Source organism: Chryseobacterium electrogenes (assembly GCF_053553015.1).
Genome location: NZ_JBNPPB010000002.1, coordinates 1,306,699 through 1,325,447, shown reverse-complemented (window position 1 = coordinate 1,325,447; position 18,749 = coordinate 1,306,699). Strand labels below are relative to the sequence as shown.

The 18,749-nt window shown below is 32.6% G+C and carries 18 protein-coding genes and 3 pseudogenes; 11 read left to right on the top strand and 10 right to left on the bottom strand.

The features are described from left to right. Window positions 1-154 precede the first annotated feature (154 nt). Window positions 155-565: pseudogene (locus ACQQ6V_RS06110) on the bottom strand (DNA polymerase III subunit alpha); the annotation flags it as partial. A gap of 79 nt (window positions 566-644) precedes the next feature. Then, window positions 645-1,965: pseudogene (locus ACQQ6V_RS06105) on the bottom strand (IS3 family transposase). A gap of 1,008 nt (window positions 1,966-2,973) precedes the next feature. On the opposite strand from ACQQ6V_RS06105, the gene ACQQ6V_RS06100 reads away from it, so the two are divergent. Both ACQQ6V_RS06100 and ACQQ6V_RS06095 read left to right on the top strand, forming a co-directional pair. Further along, window positions 2,974-3,753, top strand: coding sequence for an RHS repeat-associated core domain-containing protein (locus tag ACQQ6V_RS06100; RefSeq protein ID WP_448846177.1), 780 nt, complete (start codon window positions 2,974-2,976; stop codon window positions 3,751-3,753). A gap of 3 nt (window positions 3,754-3,756) precedes the next feature. Beyond that, on the top strand, window positions 3,757-4,077 hold the full coding sequence (locus tag ACQQ6V_RS06095; RefSeq protein ID WP_448844664.1) for an SEL1-like repeat protein: 321 nt from the start codon (window positions 3,757-3,759) through the stop codon (window positions 4,075-4,077). Window positions 4,078-4,365: 288 nt separating this feature from the next. Here ACQQ6V_RS06095 and ACQQ6V_RS06090 read toward each other — a convergent pair whose 3' ends face one another. Further along, on the bottom strand, window positions 4,366-4,923 hold the full coding sequence (locus tag ACQQ6V_RS06090) for a DDE-type integrase/transposase/recombinase (RefSeq protein WP_448846176.1): 558 nt from the start codon (window positions 4,921-4,923) through the stop codon (window positions 4,366-4,368). 53 nt (window positions 4,924-4,976) lie between these two features. Beyond that, window positions 4,977-5,645, bottom strand: coding sequence for a hypothetical protein (locus ACQQ6V_RS06085; RefSeq protein WP_448844663.1), 669 nt, complete (start codon window positions 5,643-5,645; stop codon window positions 4,977-4,979). Window positions 5,646-6,152: 507 nt separating this feature from the next. On the opposite strand from ACQQ6V_RS06085, the gene ACQQ6V_RS06080 reads away from it, so the two are divergent. Further along, on the top strand, window positions 6,153-6,527 hold the full coding sequence (locus ACQQ6V_RS06080) for a single-stranded DNA-binding protein (RefSeq protein ID WP_448844662.1): 375 nt from the start codon (window positions 6,153-6,155) through the stop codon (window positions 6,525-6,527). A gap of 49 nt (window positions 6,528-6,576) precedes the next feature. Next, window positions 6,577-6,729, top strand: a pseudogene (locus ACQQ6V_RS06075) (DUF932 domain-containing protein); the annotation flags it as partial. 287 nt (window positions 6,730-7,016) lie between these two features. Here the strand turns inward: ACQQ6V_RS06075 and ACQQ6V_RS06070 are convergent. Continuing rightward, complete coding sequence (locus ACQQ6V_RS06070; RefSeq protein ID WP_448844661.1) at window positions 7,017-7,952, bottom strand: alpha/beta hydrolase; 936 nt, start codon at window positions 7,950-7,952, stop codon at window positions 7,017-7,019. A gap of 67 nt (window positions 7,953-8,019) precedes the next feature. Beyond that, the gene (locus tag ACQQ6V_RS06065; protein ID WP_448844660.1) at window positions 8,020-8,607 is read right to left on the bottom strand and encodes a Crp/Fnr family transcriptional regulator; all 588 of its coding nucleotides are present in this window, start codon (window positions 8,605-8,607) and stop codon (window positions 8,020-8,022) included. Window positions 8,608-8,952: 345 nt separating this feature from the next. Between ACQQ6V_RS06065 and ACQQ6V_RS06060 the strand changes: the two genes are divergently transcribed. The 7 genes from ACQQ6V_RS06060 (at window position 8,953) to ACQQ6V_RS06030 (ending at window position 15,746) form a co-directional block, all read left to right on the top strand. Continuing rightward, window positions 8,953-10,683, top strand: coding sequence for a sensor histidine kinase (locus ACQQ6V_RS06060; RefSeq protein ID WP_448844659.1), 1,731 nt, complete (start codon window positions 8,953-8,955; stop codon window positions 10,681-10,683). A gap of 6 nt (window positions 10,684-10,689) precedes the next feature. Continuing rightward, entirely contained in the window at window positions 10,690-11,379 is a 690-nt protein-coding gene (locus ACQQ6V_RS06055; protein ID WP_448844658.1) for a LytR/AlgR family response regulator transcription factor, read from the top strand. A 283-nt stretch (window positions 11,380-11,662) separates the two neighbouring features. After that, window positions 11,663-12,712 carry an IS21 family transposase gene (gene istA, locus ACQQ6V_RS06050; RefSeq protein WP_448844657.1) on the top strand — a complete coding sequence of 350 codons (1,050 nt, stop codon included), beginning with the start codon at window positions 11,663-11,665 and terminating at the stop codon, window positions 12,710-12,712. Between the two features lie 22 nt (window positions 12,713-12,734). Further along, the gene (locus tag ACQQ6V_RS06045; RefSeq protein WP_448844656.1) at window positions 12,735-13,232 is read left to right on the top strand and encodes a hypothetical protein; all 498 of its coding nucleotides are present in this window, start codon (window positions 12,735-12,737) and stop codon (window positions 13,230-13,232) included. A gap of 21 nt (window positions 13,233-13,253) precedes the next feature. After that, window positions 13,254-14,009: an IS21-like element helper ATPase IstB gene (gene istB, locus ACQQ6V_RS06040; protein WP_448844655.1), complete on the top strand. Its 756-nt coding sequence runs from the start codon at window positions 13,254-13,256 to the stop codon at window positions 14,007-14,009. A gap of 224 nt (window positions 14,010-14,233) precedes the next feature. Then, complete coding sequence (locus ACQQ6V_RS06035) at window positions 14,234-14,794, top strand: RICIN domain-containing protein (protein WP_448844654.1); 561 nt, start codon at window positions 14,234-14,236, stop codon at window positions 14,792-14,794. Between the two features lie 85 nt (window positions 14,795-14,879). Continuing rightward, window positions 14,880-15,746, top strand: coding sequence for a T9SS type A sorting domain-containing protein (locus ACQQ6V_RS06030; RefSeq protein WP_448844653.1), 867 nt, complete (start codon window positions 14,880-14,882; stop codon window positions 15,744-15,746). Window positions 15,747-15,930: 184 nt separating this feature from the next. Here ACQQ6V_RS06030 and ACQQ6V_RS06025 read toward each other — a convergent pair whose 3' ends face one another. The 4 genes from ACQQ6V_RS06025 to ACQQ6V_RS06010 form a co-directional block, all read right to left on the bottom strand. Next, window positions 15,931-16,623: a hypothetical protein gene (locus ACQQ6V_RS06025; protein ID WP_448844652.1), complete on the bottom strand. Its 693-nt coding sequence runs from the start codon at window positions 16,621-16,623 to the stop codon at window positions 15,931-15,933. Window positions 16,624-16,887: 264 nt separating this feature from the next. Next, window positions 16,888-17,442 (bottom strand): hypothetical protein, encoded by a 555-nt coding sequence (locus ACQQ6V_RS06020; RefSeq protein WP_448844651.1) that lies wholly within the window; start codon window positions 17,440-17,442, stop codon window positions 16,888-16,890. Window positions 17,443-17,703: 261 nt separating this feature from the next. Further along, complete coding sequence (locus ACQQ6V_RS06015; protein WP_448844650.1) at window positions 17,704-18,120, bottom strand: hypothetical protein; 417 nt, start codon at window positions 18,118-18,120, stop codon at window positions 17,704-17,706. A gap of 184 nt (window positions 18,121-18,304) precedes the next feature. Then, the gene (locus ACQQ6V_RS06010; RefSeq protein ID WP_448844649.1) at window positions 18,305-18,559 is read right to left on the bottom strand and encodes a hypothetical protein; all 255 of its coding nucleotides are present in this window, start codon (window positions 18,557-18,559) and stop codon (window positions 18,305-18,307) included. Window positions 18,560-18,749 lie beyond the last annotated feature (190 nt).

The window sequence follows — 18,749 nt, the reverse complement described above, 5'->3', positions numbered from 1 at the left end:
ATTATGCTGATGATAGTTTTATAGAGGGAGTTACTAAATTCCAGTTTGGTAATTAAGTGGCAAGATTGAGTTGATTATATTTGGAAATAGTATTACAATGACATTACTGCTAAATTTGGAGAGAATTAGTTCTCCATTCCTTTTTTGAAAATAGTTAACTCATCTTGCCTCTGGGTAAACCAATTTCATGTTGCTGAGGATATGGACTACGATGAGTCATACTCACATCCTCCCGAAGACTTCTTTGAATTTCCTGAGATTTGTCTTTATCCATTGAATATCGAGGATCAGGAATAAGTGGCATTTTAGCCATCTTTATTATAGTAATAGTAGGGAAGTAATAATCCACTTCGACTGTACCTAGCAAAAGATAGATTCCTCCTTCTTTACAAGGAAATTTTCTAAGGCTGTCCGGAAAATGAGCCGTATCAAAACACTGTCCTTCTGCATCAATCCAGGTTCCAAAGTACATATCATCTTTTTGCTCAGGATAATTTTTCTTTTTGATGGGGACGTGTTTCCTTGAGATAAGATAGGCCAGCATTTTGACTTGTTTCTTATGGTGTACGTCTTCAAAAGAAAGTATACCACATGAAGTGGAGTGTTTAGGTTTTCAAATATAGTTAGAAAAAACATAATTTGGATCAAGTTGCTGCAAAATTCAATTTATTTTGTTGATAAAGTTGTTCTCTCCGTTGCCAAGTTTCTTGTTTAATTTGTTGTCTAATTTTTAATATTTCGTCTTTTCTTCCTTAGTAAACATCAGCTGGAGTGAGGTTTTGAAGAGATTCGTGGTAACGTTCATTGTTGTATTTGTTAACAAATTCTTCTAATGCTTTTTCTAGCTCTTCCGGACTGTAATAATGGTGTAATTTCACTATGTTTTTCATGGTTCTGTGGTAGCGTTCAATTTTTCCCTGTGTTTGTGGGTGAGCTAGTTTGCCATGAATTTATTTCATTTCGTATTCGTCTTGCAAATAGTTTTTTACTTCTTGAGCGACATAGCAAGACCCGTTGTCTGATAAGAGCTTTGGCATTTGACCATTTTTTAGATTGGCTTTTTTAACTGCTTTGTCCACCGTTCTTTTTACATCTGCTATTTTCATATGTTTGCAAAGCTCCCAATGGACGATATAGCGACTAAAATCGTCAATCACAGTACTGAGATAATACTAACCCCAACCGATAATTTTAAAGTACGTAAAATCCGTCTGCCACATTTCGTGTACAAAGTTTGTTTTGTCTTTAAATTCATTCGCTGCTGCAATCAAAATATGAGAGGGAGCGGTAATGAACCCACTTTTCTTGAGTATTCTATAAACACTGGATTCTGAAATAAAAACACCCTGCTCATCGGTGATTTTATGTGCTAACTCTCTGCTGGAAAGCTCAGGGGCTTCTAAAGCGACTTCTACTACGAGTTTTCTTTCATCTTCAGGAATTGTATTCCATTGTTTGCGCATAAAAGTAGGGGAAAAAGAATAAAATGCCGATTCACTTTCTTTCAAATACCGATTGTACCATTTGTAGAACGTGCTTTTATGGATTCCTAGTTCTCGAAGTGTTCGATTAACACCAACTTCACTTATCGTCACCATACGGATGATTTCTAGCTTTTCTTCTGCTGATAATCTAATATACTTCTTGTATTTGTAAACTATCTCAGAATTTCCAAACTTTTTTTATAATATCATACCGAATGACCAAATCGGCAACGGATTCTTTCAAACGGCAGTTTTATTCTCGCAATTGGGCAACTTCGTCTGAAGTCGCTTCTCGCGTGGTGTCACTGGAGAGTTGCTTCTTATCCGCTTCGATAAATTCTTTGTTCCATTTGTAGAAAGTAGATTCCTGGATCCCATGTTTACGACAGAGTTCGGCAATAGAAGTCTCGGCTCGAAGGGCTTCCATAACTACTAAAATCTTCTGTTCGGCAGTAAAAATACGACGCGTTTTTCTGCGAATGTCTTTGAGGTAAGTCTCTGGTGTTTACTTTTTTAGTGTTCTCATAATAATCAAATTTAATAATTAATTCTTTTGAAAATACTCCACTAATTTTTACTACTTTTAGTCCACTTTATGCTGACGATTTACAGTATTGTTGTCTTAAGAAAAAGACAAACAATACTTTTTTTTAAAATGAGATTACGGAAACAATATCATTTTTTAGGAAAGAGAGAATCCCTAAAATAGAAGAAATGATACCGATGATTGTCCAAAAATCCATAATCCAAAGATAGTAAATCGAAGATAAAATCCAACGCATATTTTACAAAAGAGATAGCAGAAAAAAAAACGAGTTCCGAAGTTTTTTCCCCTTTTTGCAAAAAAGACACTCTTGCTGTTCAAATCGGTGTTGTTTTTTAGAGGTCTGAAAAATCGGGCATCAAAATGTAAATATTTTATAATCGATTGAAAATCAATATACATTTTTTGTAAATATACTTTTTAGAGGTCTAAAATCAGTAAAGTGACAGCTGGGGCTTTTTTACACAGTTATCAGACTGGGGCTATTTTATAGCTGAGTGTACAATTTTTGTACACTCGCTGAATAATCCCCTACCTGTATCTATTTTACGCAGGCTATCGCAAAACCTGTGTCTTTTTTGCTCACGTTTACCTGCATAGATTTTATATACGTTGGGATAAAAGGTGCATAAAAATTATACATCTTTATCAGTTACCTGTAAAGATTTTTTACACCTATAAATTTTTAAAAAGTTGTCGCTGTTGTTGTGAAAACTTTGTTGGAATGTGGGAAACTCCGAGGGAAAAGCTGGGGTGAGTTTTCCATATTTCAATAAACACACTTGTTTTTTTCAATTGAAAATAAAAACAGTAAAAACCCTATTTTTTTGTTCAGTTGAAACTTATATCTTTGAAAAAGCGAGCAAGAGCAGGCGTTCATAGTGTAGAGTATCGCGTGAGAAAGACTTGAGTAGGTGTTTTTCTGAAAAGTGAGCGGAATTATACATCTACAAGTACAACGGCAAGGAACTCCAAGAAACTGGAATGTACGACTACGGAGCAAGATTCTATATGCCGGATATCGGAAGATGGGGTGTGGTAGATCCAAGAAGTCAATATACACATGAGGTTTACAGTTATGTTTGGAACAATCCAATTAATTTTTGGGATCCTACAGGAATGGAAGGTGAAGAAGCAAAGTCTACTAATGGTTCAGGAGGAGGGGTAATTGGGACAGATAAAAATCCGATTGAAATTGACGAAGTTAAAATTACAGCAAAAGCAAAATCTTCTACTTCTAATAATGGAAACAAAGTACAATTAGCTGGAGTAAAAAGTACTTTTGCTTTTACAGCAGCTATTCCTGGATTAATAAAAGCTATCGAAATTATAATTGCTAGTTATATTACTTATAAAGCAGCAGAATCAACTAAAAATGCTTATGATGCGTATACAGAACAAAATAGGAGAAATTATGATGATACTTCTGCTTCTGTGATTGACATAGAAGGAGTTATTGTTCCTGGGCCACCAAAAGCTGTAGATGATACAGAATATAATAAGCCAGTAAATGTATTAGGAGAAAGAAAAGTAGATTTTGCTCAAAGGGGTAAAGGAGAGCGAGGGTTTGCTGGGAAAACATCGGGAACTGATAATCCTTACAAGCACGTTAAACCAGATACAAAAAAACAGGTAATGCTGTTTACAAACATCCTCAAAGTGGGAAAAAAGTTTCTAAACCTGCTACACCTGGCGAAAAAGAGCATTTTGGACTTAAATAATTAAGATATGAATAGTATAGAATTAATAAGAGAGAAATTCAAGAGTTCAAATAACTCAGAAGACTTATATGATTTAGCCCAATGTTATGAGCCTGTAAACCAATTTGGTAATCCCAACCCTTATTTTGATAGTTTTAAAAGAATATATTGGTATTTAAAAGCTGGAATTATGGGATTTGCTGATGCTTATAATAATTTAGGATTTATAATAGAACACGAATTAGACATTAAAGATAAAAAAAATAGAGCTGTAGAATATTATAGAAAAGCTTATGAATTAGGCAGCGAACTTGGAAAAGAAAATTATTTTTTATCAATTAAAGAATAACAACAAAGCCAATTCAAATGAGTTGGCTTTGTTGTTTTATGAGTAAGCTATTTTCAATAGTCACTAAAAATGATTTTATAAATACTAAAGTATACATAAAGTATTTATTGTGAGGGTTTTGGCAAGAATAAGAAATCTAAGAAAACAGCATTCTAAAATTCGGATGAAGACAAAATCAGGTATATCAAAGCTGGTTTTGTTACTTTATCCAAAAGGACTAGAAGTTTTCTATAGAATTATAGGATAAAATTTTTGAAAACTCAAGAAGCTTGTTAGTTTTTGCTAAGATTAGCAGTTGTAATCACAGTTTATATTTTTATTATCCAGCAATCTTTGTTGTTTTAGTACTTGAAGTTTAGGGAAAATATTTTTAAGTTTCGGATTTTGATAGACTTCATCTAGAGTGTAAATCAAATGGGCATAATGTGGGCGTATGTAATTGATGTCTTCAATTACTTTTGATAATTCATCAGGGAAATCGTCACTAGAAATTCCAGTTTTCAGATAGTTAGATTTTAAAGTCCGAAAACTGCTTTCAATCATGCTATTGGAATATAAAACATCTTTCAATGCCACTTTTTTATCCAAATTCACATGACAATCTTTAATAAAATCAGCGACAGTTTTGTTGTTATTCTCAGATCCACCATCGACAATTAATTCTATATCTTGTTGCTGATTCAAAGAATCAACAGCAGATTTTAAACTTTCAATTCGTATTTTTCCAGAAAGTTCTGTAGAAAAATCAAAAGCCAATATTTTTCTAGAAAAATTATCAATAATACTGTAAATATAATACTTTACGCCATCTAAAGTTTTGTAAACACTCACGCCCATATGCCAAATCTGATTTGGAAAATTGGCTCTTACAGAAATTTTCTTTTTTACTTTTTTGTGAATTATCCGAGTTCTGTAAGCTTTAATATTTTACAATACAAATACCAAGTTGGTCTGCTTATACTAATCATTTTGTTTTTGACGGCATATCCCCAAACAGAAGCAGAAGACCAATATACCATAGTTTTGGCGGACATTAGTTTTTTCATCAGCTCGATTTCACCCTTGCTTATTTGTCTAGGAACTCTTTTGTAACATAACCAAATTAAAGAATTTCTACAAGTGTATTGTTCTAAGGTTTTCCAGCATGAAAATTGTTTGGACGAAATATTCAATAGTTTTAAGACTAATGTTTTATGATGAATACCAATAGATGAAATAAGATGTTCAATCATTGGAACGATTTTCTTTCGGTTGTCTTTTAGGATTTTGTTTAAATTTTGTTTTCCAATCAATTGCATTAAAGTCAAATAAAATCTGCAAAAAGAAACAAATAGTCTTCTTGATTTTTCTAATTTTTGGTCAGAAAGAACTTTAAGTTCCTCAATATGTACAGAAAGAATATCGTTATATTTTGAACCATAATATTCAGTAATGTTTTTGGTCTTCCAAGAATGAAAAGTTGAGTTGGGAATACTTTTTAGAAAATCATCTGGTAAAATTTGCTTCTCAATTCCGAGTGCAAAACAAAATTTTAGATTGATGTGATAACTAGAATATGTCCGACTCATCGATGTATTTTGTGTTAAAAATAATCAATAATGATGAGATGTAATCTTTTGAATCAAAAACAATTTTTCACCATTCAAACCTTCCGCTCAAAGACGTTTTTGTTCTTAGATGCAATCAGAAATCTCAAAAAGAATTCTGACCTTATCTCAGCGTTTCATTTTCTGAGATCCCTGTTTTGATAGTCCTCTAGGCCTATCCATTAGCTCCCCAAAGTTTAAATTAAATTATTCCAAAATCAACCAGTAAAAAGGCAGCTAAATTATGGCGGTTATCCTAGCTTAATCCCAGCCAAAAGACTACGGCATAAACGGTTTCCTCCCTAAAGGTACTCACCAATTATTCCGTTTCCTTTTGGCTTTTCCTTTTGACCACCGTGATAGTCTGCTTTCTTTTTTCCGGTTTTTCTTTTAGGAAAAATTACGCGAAGCGAAGCTGATTAAGATTGGAACCTGGAAGCGAGAAATGTGAAAGTCACAAATTTTAAAACCATTAAAACAGGAACGGTTATGAACATCATTGGAAGACTTACTAAAGATGCGGAAGTACGCACAACGTCACAGAACAAACAAGTCGTAAATTTTTCGGTAGCAACCAACGATAGCTATAAAAGCAAGCAGGGCGAACACATTGAACAAACTACCTATTTCGACTGCTCTTATTGGATTTCATTAAAGGTAGCCACACTACTCACAAAAGGTACTTTGGTAGAACTCACAGGACGAGTAAGCACGGGAGCGTGGACGGGCCATGACGGAGAGCCTAAAGCAGGATTGAATTTCCATACCTCTAACATCAAATTGCATGGAAGTAGTAAGAGAACCGAAAACGCAACTCCTGAACAAATAGGGGAAAATGTGGCAGAGGATGACCTAGCATTTTGATAATACTTATTCAATCATTTTTTTTTTAAATCATTAAAAATTTAGCATTATGGCACACAATATTAATTTCAACAAGAGAACAGGACGTTATTCATTTTTTAGCGTTAAACAGAAAGCATGGCACGGTTTGTGACAAATCATAGAGCAATATCCAACTAGCGAAGAAGCTATTAGACATGCAGGTTTAGATTATGAAGTTGTAAATAAACATCAGGCAGTTTATATTTCGCTAAGAAAACAACCGAGAATAGAGGCTTCTTTCTAAATCTGAAACAATCTATAAAACCCGGCTGAAAATGAAAATCGGGTGGCAAAAATACAATTCTTTCTGATGGTTGGAAACATATTTTTGCATTTGTATGGTGCAAGCATTTTTCCGAAATGTCTTTTTGTAGGAGTTTTTGCTTGTTCCTGCTGTTTGGGTCTTGTGAGCTTCTGTAGGTTTTTGTTTTGTTTCCATGGTAATTTCATTTACTGGGTTTTCATAAACTATTTCAATGATTTTATAAATTCGTCAGCATAACTAATCAGTTGTTTCAAAGATTTGTACTCCATTGGGTAGTGGCCACCTCCTTCAAGGGTTTTAACAATAAATGGAACCTTAATTCCTTTCATAGATAATTCGCTTAATTCTAATGGTGTCCACCTATCTTCATCAGGTTGAGTTAGTAACAAAGGACATTTATTATATTGAGCTACAGAAATTGGTAGTCTGTAGGTCATATATTCGTACAAGAATTGTAATTGGACTTTTGCCGCAGCAGAAGCTTTATCCTTGAGGAATATTTTCAGAGCTTCATTATTGTTTGTGAGGTAATTCATTTTAGAAACAGCCTTCATAGGTATTAAAAATCTTTTGAAACCTATATTTTTCATAAGGTTCATCATTGGGAACATAAACCAATTTGTACTACCATACTTAGCTGTCTCTCTTCCAACTATTTTATCATCATTTTTTAAAAAACACATACCTATTATGCCATAGACCTCATTCATAAAGCAAGATGCATTATAACAGATCATACCACCTGCACTTAATCCATAAAGTATAGGTTTTTTATAGTCACGTTTTGTCTCATAATTAACGAAGTCCGCAAAACAATTTACCCAGTCGCTATATGTTATATCTTTTTGACTAACCTCTGTCATGCCATATCCAAGATTATCTATAGCGACAACATCATAGCCTAATTCAGCCATTTTATGTCCAAAAATCATGTTTAGCTGTCTTCCGTTTGTACCAACACCATGATGCAAAAAAATTCTATATTCCGATGTAGGATTTGGATACCTGTCAAGATGGATCTTGTTATCTTTCCATATCCAAATCTCCTCAAGTGGAGCTTGTTCACTTTTGATTTGGAATTCCTTTGGTAGTAGATTATTTAACTTTTTCCAGGCTGAGTTTGAATCATAAGTTTTCATTTTATTTCTGATTTAAAATTAACGATTCAAACTTATTAATCAAATATTTAATTATTCTTAAATTAATTTAATAAATATTTTTTGATTTTAGTTTACTTAACCAAACGGGAGTAATACCCATAAAGCTAGCAATGTTTTGAGCTGGAAAAATTTTGAATAGAAAAGAATGACTCTCATATAACCAGGTTAAATATTCTTCACTAGTAAGACCTAATTGAAAATTTCTGAATAGGTCTAGCGTTACAAAAAGCGCTTCAGTTTTATGTGTATAGTACTCAAGTAATTGCTTGTCTTTTTGTATAAGTGCAAATAGAAAATCAAAATCAAAAGAGAGAACCACAGATCTTTCATTTGCTTTGATAGTATAGTTAGTGTTCTGGTGGAAATAGATAGTATCGTAGGATTTGAAAAATTCATGAAAACTATCAGTATGAAACATTATAGTTTTCTCCTCACCTTTTGATGTCACGATATTACGTACGAAACTGCCTTCGACTACAAAGTAAATCTGCCTGTTCTTAGCTTGGAATTCTATCAATGATTCATTTTTGTTAAGAATGATAAGGTTACATTTTTGCTCTAATTGTAGAAGAAGTTCTTTGTTGTCATTTATAGGTAACTTGGAGGCTAAAATAGAAAAATATGTAGAAGTCATAGAGTTATAATTCGTTGAACTATAGGTAGTTTTATAGATGTATTATATTGAATAAATGTTAATTGCTAAGTAAATATAATCCTTTTTCGAAAGATTTTGATATGCAAATAAAAAAATCAGTATTAGCTAATCAACATTATCATCAATTTATATTGATTAATAAACTATCCAATTGTATCATAATTTGGGCTGCTGGGGTATCTTTTTCCATCGTACTATATTTCTATGTATTCAAATATTTGCAATTTCATTTTATAATAAGTCTATCCCCAAAATCAATTTTCTGTCCCAAAAATTACAGGTAATTCATTAGAATATTTATATTTGATCTAATCATAAATAATTATGAAAGTATTTTATCAATTTTTTGTATTGTTTCTTTTGTTTGCGGGATATGTCGTTCAGGCTCAAAATGCTTATTTACAAAAAAAGGTTGTAAGGATCGACAGTTTGATGGATAAATATTATAGTAATTATGATCAAGCAGCAAATGAAATAAATGAATTGTATCACCTTATCACAACAAAGTATAATACAAAAGAATACAAAGGTTTTAAAGTAGATGTAATGTTGCAAAAATCCATTCTTGTGTCCTTGAATGGAGAACATCATAAAGCATTGAAAATAGCATTAGAAGCTTTGGATGAAGCGGAGAGATACAAATTGCCAGAAAGAATCTATCGTGCTTGCTGGATTGTTGCAATTATGTATGAAAATGGAGGAGAATATGCTTTATGTAAAAAGTACTTAGACAAAGTTTTTACTACTTACAAAAAATATGAGCTTGAGAATGTTTACAGTGTATATTGTATTCGTATGTCTAGCTATTACAGGTTAGTAAATAAAAAAGATTCGGCGGTTTATTTTGCATATAGAGGACTAGAATTTGCCAAAAAATATCAAAACAAAAGAGAAATAAGAGATGCACATTTATTATTAGCCGGTTTTTTATCACGAGATAATTATAAAGCATCAATAAAATACGCTTCTATGGCGGCGCAAGAATTTATAGAAATAGAAGACTTCACTTCAGCAGCAAATCAGCTTACAGGTGGGGCGCATACATTGTTAAGACATAATCAAACTGACTTAGCTTTTAAATACAGCGATTCTGCTATTGCTCTTCTTAAAAAGAAAAAATCATACGTAAGCCCCATGGTTTATGATGTTAGAAGTCAACTTTTCGAGAAAAAAGGAAATATAGATTCTGCATTTTACTATTTTAAGCAATACCATAACATTATTATTGATGAAAAAGATAAAATGGAGGTTTCAGAAATTAAAAAGATTAGTGAAAAATATCTTAACGATAAAAAAGAAGTCACCATTAAAAATAAAGATCAACAAATTTTATTTATAATTATTTTGCTAAGCATACTAAGCATTGGCACTATAGCGATTATTCGTAGAAACCGTCAGATCCAATCTCAAAATAAAATCATTAACAGACAATTAGACGAGCTTGTAAAAACATTGGAGCAAAAGAAAGTTCTATTATCAGAATTACAACATCGCGTGAAAAATAATCTTCAACATGTTATCAGTATTCTCGAAATCCAAAAAGAATCAGTAGACTTCAATAATATTGACGAACTGATAAGAGGAAATCAAAACAGAATCCACTCTATGGCGCTTCTTCACAAAAAACTGAATGTTGCTGACAGTGTCAACGAAGTTGAGCTAAAAGTATATGTGACAGAACTTTCTGAATTGGTAAAAGAATCTTACGATAATTATAAAAAGAGAATTAACCTTAATGTCAATTGTGAGATAGAGGAAATATCGTTAGAAAAAGCACTACCTATAGGATTGATACTTGTAGAATTAATTAGTAATAGTATAAAACATGCTTTCAAAAAAAGAAGTGTAGGAATTATAAATATTGAAATCACCAGAGATGAGATTACAAAAACAAGCAGATTGTATTATTCTGACAACGGTGATGGATTTGATTTTGATAAAACCAATGATAAAGGCTTAGGTCTTGAAATTACAAAAGGATTGATTGATCAAATTAATGGAATTATAGAAACTAAAAAAGATAATGGATTCGAATTATTAATATATTTCAAATAAAAAACTATGACCAAGAAAACAATATTAATAGTGGAGGATGACTTTCTTAACCGAAGGCTTTCTAAGAAAGTGCTGTTGGAGAATGGCTACGAAGTTTTGGAAGCCAAAAATGCAACAGAAGCTTTAGATGTATTAAAAAAAGAAGCAATTAGTTTCGTTATTTTGGATATTAATCTAGGAGAAAATGAGCAGAACGGAATTTCTCTCGGGCAGCAGATTCAAGATAAGTTCTCCATTCCTTTCATCTATCTGACAGCCTACGAAAATCCTGACATTATCAACAAAGCGATAGCCACATCACCTTATTCTTACCTTACAAAACCTTTTAAAAATAGTGATCTCATTGCGGCAGTAGAGATCGCAATTAGACAATCTGCTTATTTTCCTAAGCAAAAAGCTTTTATCTATGTTAAAGAGGGCGACTATAACGTAAAACTAGAAGAAGAAAAAATTGATTATATAGAATCTGAGGGTAATTATCTGCTATTTTACACTGATCAAAAAGTCTATAAAATTCGATCTACTATAAAAAATATACTAAGTGAACTTTCTGAATCTAATTTCATTCAGACCCATCGAGCTTATATTGTGAATAAAAATAAGATAGAAAAATTTACAAATAAAAGCCTTATTATTGGAAGTGCTAATATTCCTATCTCAGAAAACTATTTGGATAAAATAAAACAGTTTTTATAATTTTTAGCAAATATTTTTTTTCAATAACCGAAACAAGGCGTTCTTATATTAATATAAGAATGCCTTGTTTTTTTGTTGTGATTACTATTAATAATCAATTATAATTCACTTTATATTGTAATCGGTAAATAATAATACAGAACTTTTCGTAAATAAGACTACAGAATAAATGGCAAGAACAAATACAGAGTTTTTGGCAACAATGAATACATAGTTCACCCTATGGGGCATACAGCCCCATAGGAATTAACCACCTTTGTCATGCAATAAAGACAAGGTAATTATGAACTATTATTTAAACAAACTTATGATCTATCATGAAGTTAATCGGATGAGTCGAGAAGGCTTTTCCATTTCAAAAATTGCTGATTTTCTCGGCATGGATTGGCGTACCGCCAAACGTTATCTCACCCAGAGCGAAGAAGAATTCGCAGTTAAGCTCTCGGAGCCCAAAGGTAGGAAGAAAGTTTTAGAAGTTTACACCCAGTTTGTCAAAGAGCGATTAGAAGTTTATCCTGAAACCTCGGCGGCTCAGATGCACGATTGGCTCAAAGAGCATTATCCTGACATACCTCGTGTAAGTCAGAAGACTGTTTTCAATTTTGTACATCATGTACGGTCTACTTACACCATTCTAAAAAAGGAAAAAGAGAGGGAGTATGTAATGGTTCCAGAATTAGGCTACGGTTTACAAGGACAGGTAGACTTCGGTTTTTTCAATATGCGCACAACAAACGGAAAGGTTCGTAAAGTGCAATACTTTACTTTTGTGCTCTCTCGTTCACGCTATAAGTACATTCTATTCCAAGACACTCCCTTTACCGCATTTGATGTCATCCGTGCACACGAAGTGGCATTCCAGCACATTGGCGGTGTTCCCAAAGAAATTGTTTATGACCAAGACCGATTATTCTTAGTCTCAGAAAACTTAGGTGATCTTGTACTGACCAATGAGTTCCGGAGATACGTGCGAGAGCGCGGCTTTACGACCTATTTTTGTAGAAAGGCAGATCCTGAATCTAAAGGGAAGGTTGAAAATGTGGTGGGGTATGTGAAGAAAAATTTCCTGTACAATCGTTCATTTAAAGATCTAGAGGTTTTAAATATAGAAGCTCTGGAGTGGCTAGGGCGTACGGCGAACGCATTGCAGCACGGCACAACCAAAGCTATACCGTACCAGGAGCTTAACATCGAGAGACCCTTTTTAGACCCATGGCATCCAATTGAACTGCCTTCGCAGCCCTTACTTATGTATACAGTTCATAAGGACAACAAAATATCCTACAAGGGAAACTTTTATAGCCTTCCATTCTGTAACCTACAAAGGGACTAACACGCAAGTTGAAGTAAAGGTCATGGCAACCGAACTTATTGTGCTTAATGACCAACGCTCAGAGCTCTGTCGACATCAAATTTGTCTTTTGAAAGGTCAAAAAATCATTGCACGAGATCACAAGCGTGACAAAAACACAGCCATTATGGAGATGATGAGTGAGTTATGTGATCTTATGGAGAATAAGCTGTTAGCGCTACTTTGGATAGAACGTATACAGGCACACAAGCCCAGATATATTCGTGATCAAATACAGGCGCTCAAAGTGATCGTCAATACGACGGAGCGCTCCATAGTATCCCGAGCATTGGACTACGCTTATCAAAATGACATACTGAGTGCGAGGGACTTTAAAGCTCTAGTGCTTATGCTGGAAAAAGAACAGCAAGACGTCGTACAATTAGACCCTAAAATCATTGCGCTCAATCCACTGGATGGTACTAGCAGGCTTTTAGCTCAAACGAATCCCCAGAGAAGTGAGCTAGGGAGTTATGATGATTTTTTCTTGAATGTAAGATAACCAAAAACCACAATTACAAAAATGGAAACACAAAAGCAACAAATCAAGCAGTTATGTAACAGCTTCAGACTCTCGGCAGTCAGCACACAGCTGGAGGATGTGATCTCTTACGCGGAAAAACAAGAGTTAGGGTTCGTACAATACACCTTGAAATTACTCGAAGCAGAAGCGGATCATCGCCACAAAAAAGACGAACTAAGACGAACTAAAGTAGCAGGACTCCCTAGAAACTCGAACCTAGACCTCTATCAAGCCGATAGGAACGGGCTTCCATCTGAGCGCCTAGCCCAGCTACGGGAGTTAAACTGGATTGATCAACTCTTCAATATTGTTCTAATGGGTCCTAGTGGAACTGGTAAAACGGCACTGGCTGCAGGGCTATCCATGGATGCGGTTAAAGCAGGCTATAAGGTCTATTTTAGAACAATGGATGAAATTCTTACTACGCTAAAAACGAAAGATTTTATGAAATCACAGATGATTGAATACAAAAAATTACTAAAGGCAAATTTGCTTGTGCTAGATGATATTATGCTTTTTCCGCTTGAAAAAAACATGGCAGTGACCTTTTTTAACTTTATAAACCAAATATATGAACAAACGTCCATCGTCATAACCACCAATAAAAAACCCACGGAATGGGCTAAAATGTTGGACGATGAAGTCATTGCAACCGCATTGTTAGACCGTTTGCTTTATAGATGTGAAGTAATAAATCTTACTGGAAAAAGCTTCAGAATGGAAAATCGGACAATGCTATTTGAAAATCCAAATTAAAAATATACTTTTGAGGTGAGCTATGCATACATTGTTGCCAAAAACTCTGTACTCTTAATTGCCAAAAACTCTGCATTTTTACTTACCGTTCACACTTTATATCCCTTGATTTGCCATTCTGTCCCATAAATTTTAAAATAAAAAAATAGCAGTTCATATTTGTAATACAAAATGCAGGAAGCCGAAAATGCAATTAAAGAGTAGGCTAAAAAAACTTTTACAAAATGAAACTTAAAAACATGTTTGTGTTCTTAATGATTGCTTTTACATCTCAATCATTTGCACAAGAACGAGGTCATTCTTTTACGCCAAATTACAAAGGATGGTATTACCTAAGAACTCAATTTACTGGGGATGACTTATCATTAGAAAGCAATGGCGCTGCAAGTAAAACAATGAATGGAGCATCTTTTATGTCATCTCAAAAAGGTGCTACAGGTACAATGTGGCAGTTAGTTGCAGATACAACTAACAAAGGTTGGTATCGATTAAAATCGAAAGATCAAGGAGACGGAAAATGTCTAGAAGCTAACGGAAAAGATAGTCCCGTACATGGAGGAGCTTCTTTTATGGATGATTGTAAAAATGTGTCGGGTCAACTTTGGGTCTTGGAGTTGGTAAGCAGTGTTAATGGGGATCATATATACAGATTGCGTGTAATGGGTGGTGATAAGAAAGTCTCTTTAGAAGCCAACAAACCAGGTGGGATCAAAGGAGGTAGTGCCTTTATGGATACTACACAAAATGTATCAGGACAGATGTGGAGACTTGTTCCTGTTAAATAAATTAGTAAAATACTCATCTAGTGTAGGGAGTTGCTTTAGGCTAATTCCCGTCTATTATCAATAATATCTTTTAAAATCAATAGTTATGATAAAAATCTATTTAAAAAAAACAAAAAAGGTTTTAAGTGCTTTAATACTTTTACCATGTTTATCATTTGCACAGATCGATTTATTGCAAACGACAAATAATAATGTAGCGTCAAACATAGTTCAAGCTTGTGGATCTAGTAATGTTACTTCTGCTAATTCTTTTGCACGTTTGTATAATCTTACAACATTGGGTTATAGTAGTTTTCAAGTAACCAAAGTTAGCTTTGCAGTTCAAGGATTTCAATTAGGAACCGCAACTAATTTTCCGGTTAATGTAGAAGTATATGCTAGTAGTGGGGGAGCAGTAACTAATAATCTTACATATAAAGGTGGTGCAACAGTCAATATAACTACAGCTATGATTGGGACGGTAGTAGAAGTTCCTCTAGTTACAGCAGCAACAGTTTCATCTTCAGAGATGCTGGTTGTAGTTTCTGCTCCTAGCGGTCAGTCAACATCAACAGGATTTTACCTTGGTGGCAACTCTAATGGTCAAACGGCTCCTGGATATATAAAAGCGAGTAGTTGTGGCGCAAATGATTATATGAGCTTTTCGGCTATAGGAAATTCTAATGCGCATATTGTTTTATTCCCTACAGGAAATGCAACAACATTAGGTGTGGAAAATATTGATGTATCTAATAAAGCTATTTCACTTTATCCCAATCCTGCAAAATCGATTGTTAACTTCTCCGAAGAAGTTTCTAATATCAAAATAGCAGATCTAACAGGAAGAACTGTGAAGCAAATCTCAGCTTCTACAAAATCTCTGGATGTTATGGCACTGAAAAAAGGAATTTATATCATTACAGCAGAAACAAAAGCAGGAAGTACCGTAACAAAAAAATTAATCAAAGAATAAATAGCTTAAAATCTAATAAATATTCTCACCCTTTCATATAAGAGATCTGAAAGGGTTTTTGCTTTAATATTTATTAAAACAGCCTTTGAGAATCTTGAAATCAGGTAAAAAATACCAAGAAAATCATGCTTCAATTTTAAAATGATTTTCTTGCTTTTTACATAGTTCTATATTATGTGTAGTATCATTTTTTATTCAATATTTCGTCCTCTAAATTTCTCCATCCACTCCAAACACAAGATCCATTTCTAATTTCTTTAGTTTTATTATCAAATTTTATTGAATAGTTTTCTATACTTGTACATAAACCATCACTCGGAATAGCATAGAGTTGAGATTCAAATTTTATAAGATTTTCAAGTTGTTTTTTATCAATTTGTTTTTCTACATTTTTATGTAGAATGAAATAATTTCCATTTTTATTTGAAATTTTTATTGAGTCAGATATTTTATGAAAGCATCCTTGAGAATTATATTTAATTTCCACAGAATTATTTTTCAAATTCTTTATTATTGATTTGTAAGAATATTTTTCAAAGGCAAATTGATCAGGAAAAATCGCAATTGTATCAATCTCCTTTTCATTTTTTATTATAAATTGTTTCTTGGTTTTCTCGCCAAACAAGTTATAATATTCAAACTCATAATTTCCTTTCTCTATACTATCTAATTTTATTGGACTGTCCAAGAAAAGACCGTCTTTGTTAATGATTTTCTTAAATAACATTCCATTTTTATAAACGGATAATTCACTTAAGGGAAGATTTCCACTATTCTTATTTGCATTATCAATTTTTATCACCAATTTGGAAAATTTGTATTCTTTGCAACCAATTAGGAATAAGAATATTGATAAAAATAAAATTTTCACTTTCATTGTACGTTGATTTGTTGTAATATTTCCGCTAATGGAGGCTCGGCTTTGTGAAGTTCAAGAATTCCGAAACGAAGCAAATGCTTTTTCCGTTTGTCTAAATTAAAGAAAAAATCAATATGAAAAGCAACTTGCAGATTATATTGACTAAACTTTCCAACTTTTATAAAACCTCGCTTAAAAATGCTTAAACGAGGTCGTTTATTTTATCTTTTACCTGAAGATTGAAGTTGTGCAACGATTACCCGTGTTAGCTGTAGCCATAATTTATTTAATTTTTGCTCTAAAGTAAGATATAGAATTGGTTTCTGAGTTATTTATTAAATCTTCAAATTGAATTTCTAATTTCCCAAAAACACTATCATTTTTTTTGTAATTTTCTTTGTCTAAAGTCAGTTTTTGAGAAATGATTTTAAAACGCTTTTTATTTTCTACGGCATTATCTGAAAATTCATCGATTCCGGTTCTAAATCTATTTTTTAAACGATATAGAAAAATATTTATTCCATTAAAACCTTTAGAGAAGTGTATTTGAAATTGTCCAATATTTTTATACTTCTCACTTTGAGAAGCGTGAAAAGTAAAATTGATTGTATCTTTTTGTTTTCCATCTAATGTGAAATCAGTTGAAATCTTATCAAGTTTATTGATTTGTTCAATTCCAAGACTCCAAAATACTTTTTTGTTAAGATTTTTAATTCTTTGATCATTTTTAATATTTTCGTCGAAATTGATTTTCGTAAAGAAAAATTGATATGAAAAGAAAATAATCACAACGAAAATTCCTAAAATAATTCCTAAAATTTTAAAAAGTTTCTTCATTAATGAGAGTTTGGAAATGGTTATAGCTAACGGAGCCGATGCTTTTTCCGTTTGTCTAAATTAAAGAAAAAATCTATATGAAAAGTAATTTGCATATTATTTTGACTAAACTTTACAACTTTTATAAAACCTTGCTTAAAAAGGCTAAAACGAGGTCGTTTATTTTATCTTTTACCTGAAGATTGAAGTTGTGCAACGATTACCAATGTTAGCAGAAGTTTTTTGTTTCAGTCTAATTGTTGTATCATTTTTTTAGTTTCACTAGATAAATATTGCACCGGTTAAACTTTCAAGTTCATTAAGTTTTTCAACTATTAGGCTTGGACATTTGTTGCAATAGTAAAATGTTCCAAATTCTTTTATTTTTGACTTGTAAATGAATAATTCGCCATTGCAAACTTTACAATTTTTAGGTTCTGTTTCTGTATTAATAATACTCAAATTTTCGATTTCTTTTCTTATGGTATCAAGTATTACTTTAACTTCCCATTGATTGCCAGAATAATTTATGTTATAAAATTGTTCAAACTCATCACAAATCAATAACATTTTGATGAAAATATTTTGTCTTTTTTCAAAATTCTCAATAGTGTATTTCCCACAACAATTTTTCAGTTTGTCGGTATAACTTGAGGCTTTAAAAATTATTTCTGTTCTAGGATTATTTAAGTCTAACATTTTTTTATAAAATTTCGTAATAGCGTAAAAAGGCTTTGCGAAGTGCGGGAATTCGAAGAACCAAAAGTTCAACAATTCAGAAACGTAGCAAATGCTTTTTCAATGGAACTAAAAGCATTCGGTAGGTTAAAAAATTGAGTAGGCAACCTGGATAAATTACCCGCATTGCGCCAATACAACGATACTATTTGACAATTTCTAAATCTGTAATTAAAATCCATAAAGAATTTTTTATTGGATTATGATTAAATAGATTTAAATCATCTAAATTATCATCAAATATTACCAAAACTCTGTTTTCAAAATTTTTATTTTTTGTTTCAATAACTTTTCCTGTTTTCCCAATTAAAATCCAATAATTTTCTCTTTGGTCAAAATCAGAATTATTTGACTTTATGCCTAAAAATGATTTTAATTTAACTCTTTGATTTTCTAACATATTTAGGGGGAAATTTCTGCTAACGTAAAAAGTTTTGGCGAAGTGCGGGAATTCGAAAGACTGAAAGTTCAAGAAAGACCAAGTTGAGCCGTTGCTTTTTAGTGGAAACTAAATTACAAAAAATGTTGGAACAAAAAGCATTCGGTGGTAAAAAGTTGTTCGATTTTCAATTTAGACTATAACCCTATGT

What these genes read in the sequence shown, in the direction of transcription:
- ACQQ6V_RS06010 (WP_448844649.1), bottom strand. Translation starts at nt 18,559, where the DNA reads ATGTTAGAAAATCAAAGAGTTAAATTAAAATCATTTTTAGGCATAAAG.
- ACQQ6V_RS06020 (WP_448844651.1), bottom strand. Translation starts at nt 17,442, where the DNA reads ATGAAGAAACTTTTTAAAATTTTAGGAATTATTTTAGGAATTTTCGTT.
- ACQQ6V_RS06070 (WP_448844661.1), bottom strand. Translation starts at nt 7,952, where the DNA reads ATGAAAACTTATGATTCAAACTCAGCCTGGAAAAAGTTAAATAATCTA.
- ACQQ6V_RS06065 (WP_448844660.1), bottom strand. Translation starts at nt 8,607, where the DNA reads ATGACTTCTACATATTTTTCTATTTTAGCCTCCAAGTTACCTATAAAT.
- ACQQ6V_RS06085 (WP_448844663.1), bottom strand. Translation starts at nt 5,645, where the DNA reads ATGAGTCGGACATATTCTAGTTATCACATCAATCTAAAATTTTGTTTT.
- ACQQ6V_RS06060 (WP_448844659.1), top strand. Translation starts at nt 8,953, where the DNA reads ATGAAAGTATTTTATCAATTTTTTGTATTGTTTCTTTTGTTTGCGGGA.
- ACQQ6V_RS06045 (WP_448844656.1), top strand. Translation starts at nt 12,735, where the DNA reads ATGGCAACCGAACTTATTGTGCTTAATGACCAACGCTCAGAGCTCTGT.
- ACQQ6V_RS06055 (WP_448844658.1), top strand. Translation starts at nt 10,690, where the DNA reads ATGACCAAGAAAACAATATTAATAGTGGAGGATGACTTTCTTAACCGA.
- ACQQ6V_RS06080 (WP_448844662.1), top strand. Translation starts at nt 6,153, where the DNA reads ATGAACATCATTGGAAGACTTACTAAAGATGCGGAAGTACGCACAACG.
- ACQQ6V_RS06015 (WP_448844650.1), bottom strand. Translation starts at nt 18,120, where the DNA reads ATGTTAGACTTAAATAATCCTAGAACAGAAATAATTTTTAAAGCCTCA.
- ACQQ6V_RS06025 (WP_448844652.1), bottom strand. Translation starts at nt 16,623, where the DNA reads ATGAAAGTGAAAATTTTATTTTTATCAATATTCTTATTCCTAATTGGT.
- ACQQ6V_RS06030 (WP_448844653.1), top strand. Translation starts at nt 14,880, where the DNA reads ATGATAAAAATCTATTTAAAAAAAACAAAAAAGGTTTTAAGTGCTTTA.
- ACQQ6V_RS06095 (WP_448844664.1), top strand. Translation starts at nt 3,757, where the DNA reads ATGAATAGTATAGAATTAATAAGAGAGAAATTCAAGAGTTCAAATAAC.
- istB (WP_448844655.1), top strand. Translation starts at nt 13,254, where the DNA reads ATGGAAACACAAAAGCAACAAATCAAGCAGTTATGTAACAGCTTCAGA.
- istA (WP_448844657.1), top strand. Translation starts at nt 11,663, where the DNA reads ATGAACTATTATTTAAACAAACTTATGATCTATCATGAAGTTAATCGG.
- ACQQ6V_RS06035 (WP_448844654.1), top strand. Translation starts at nt 14,234, where the DNA reads ATGAAACTTAAAAACATGTTTGTGTTCTTAATGATTGCTTTTACATCT.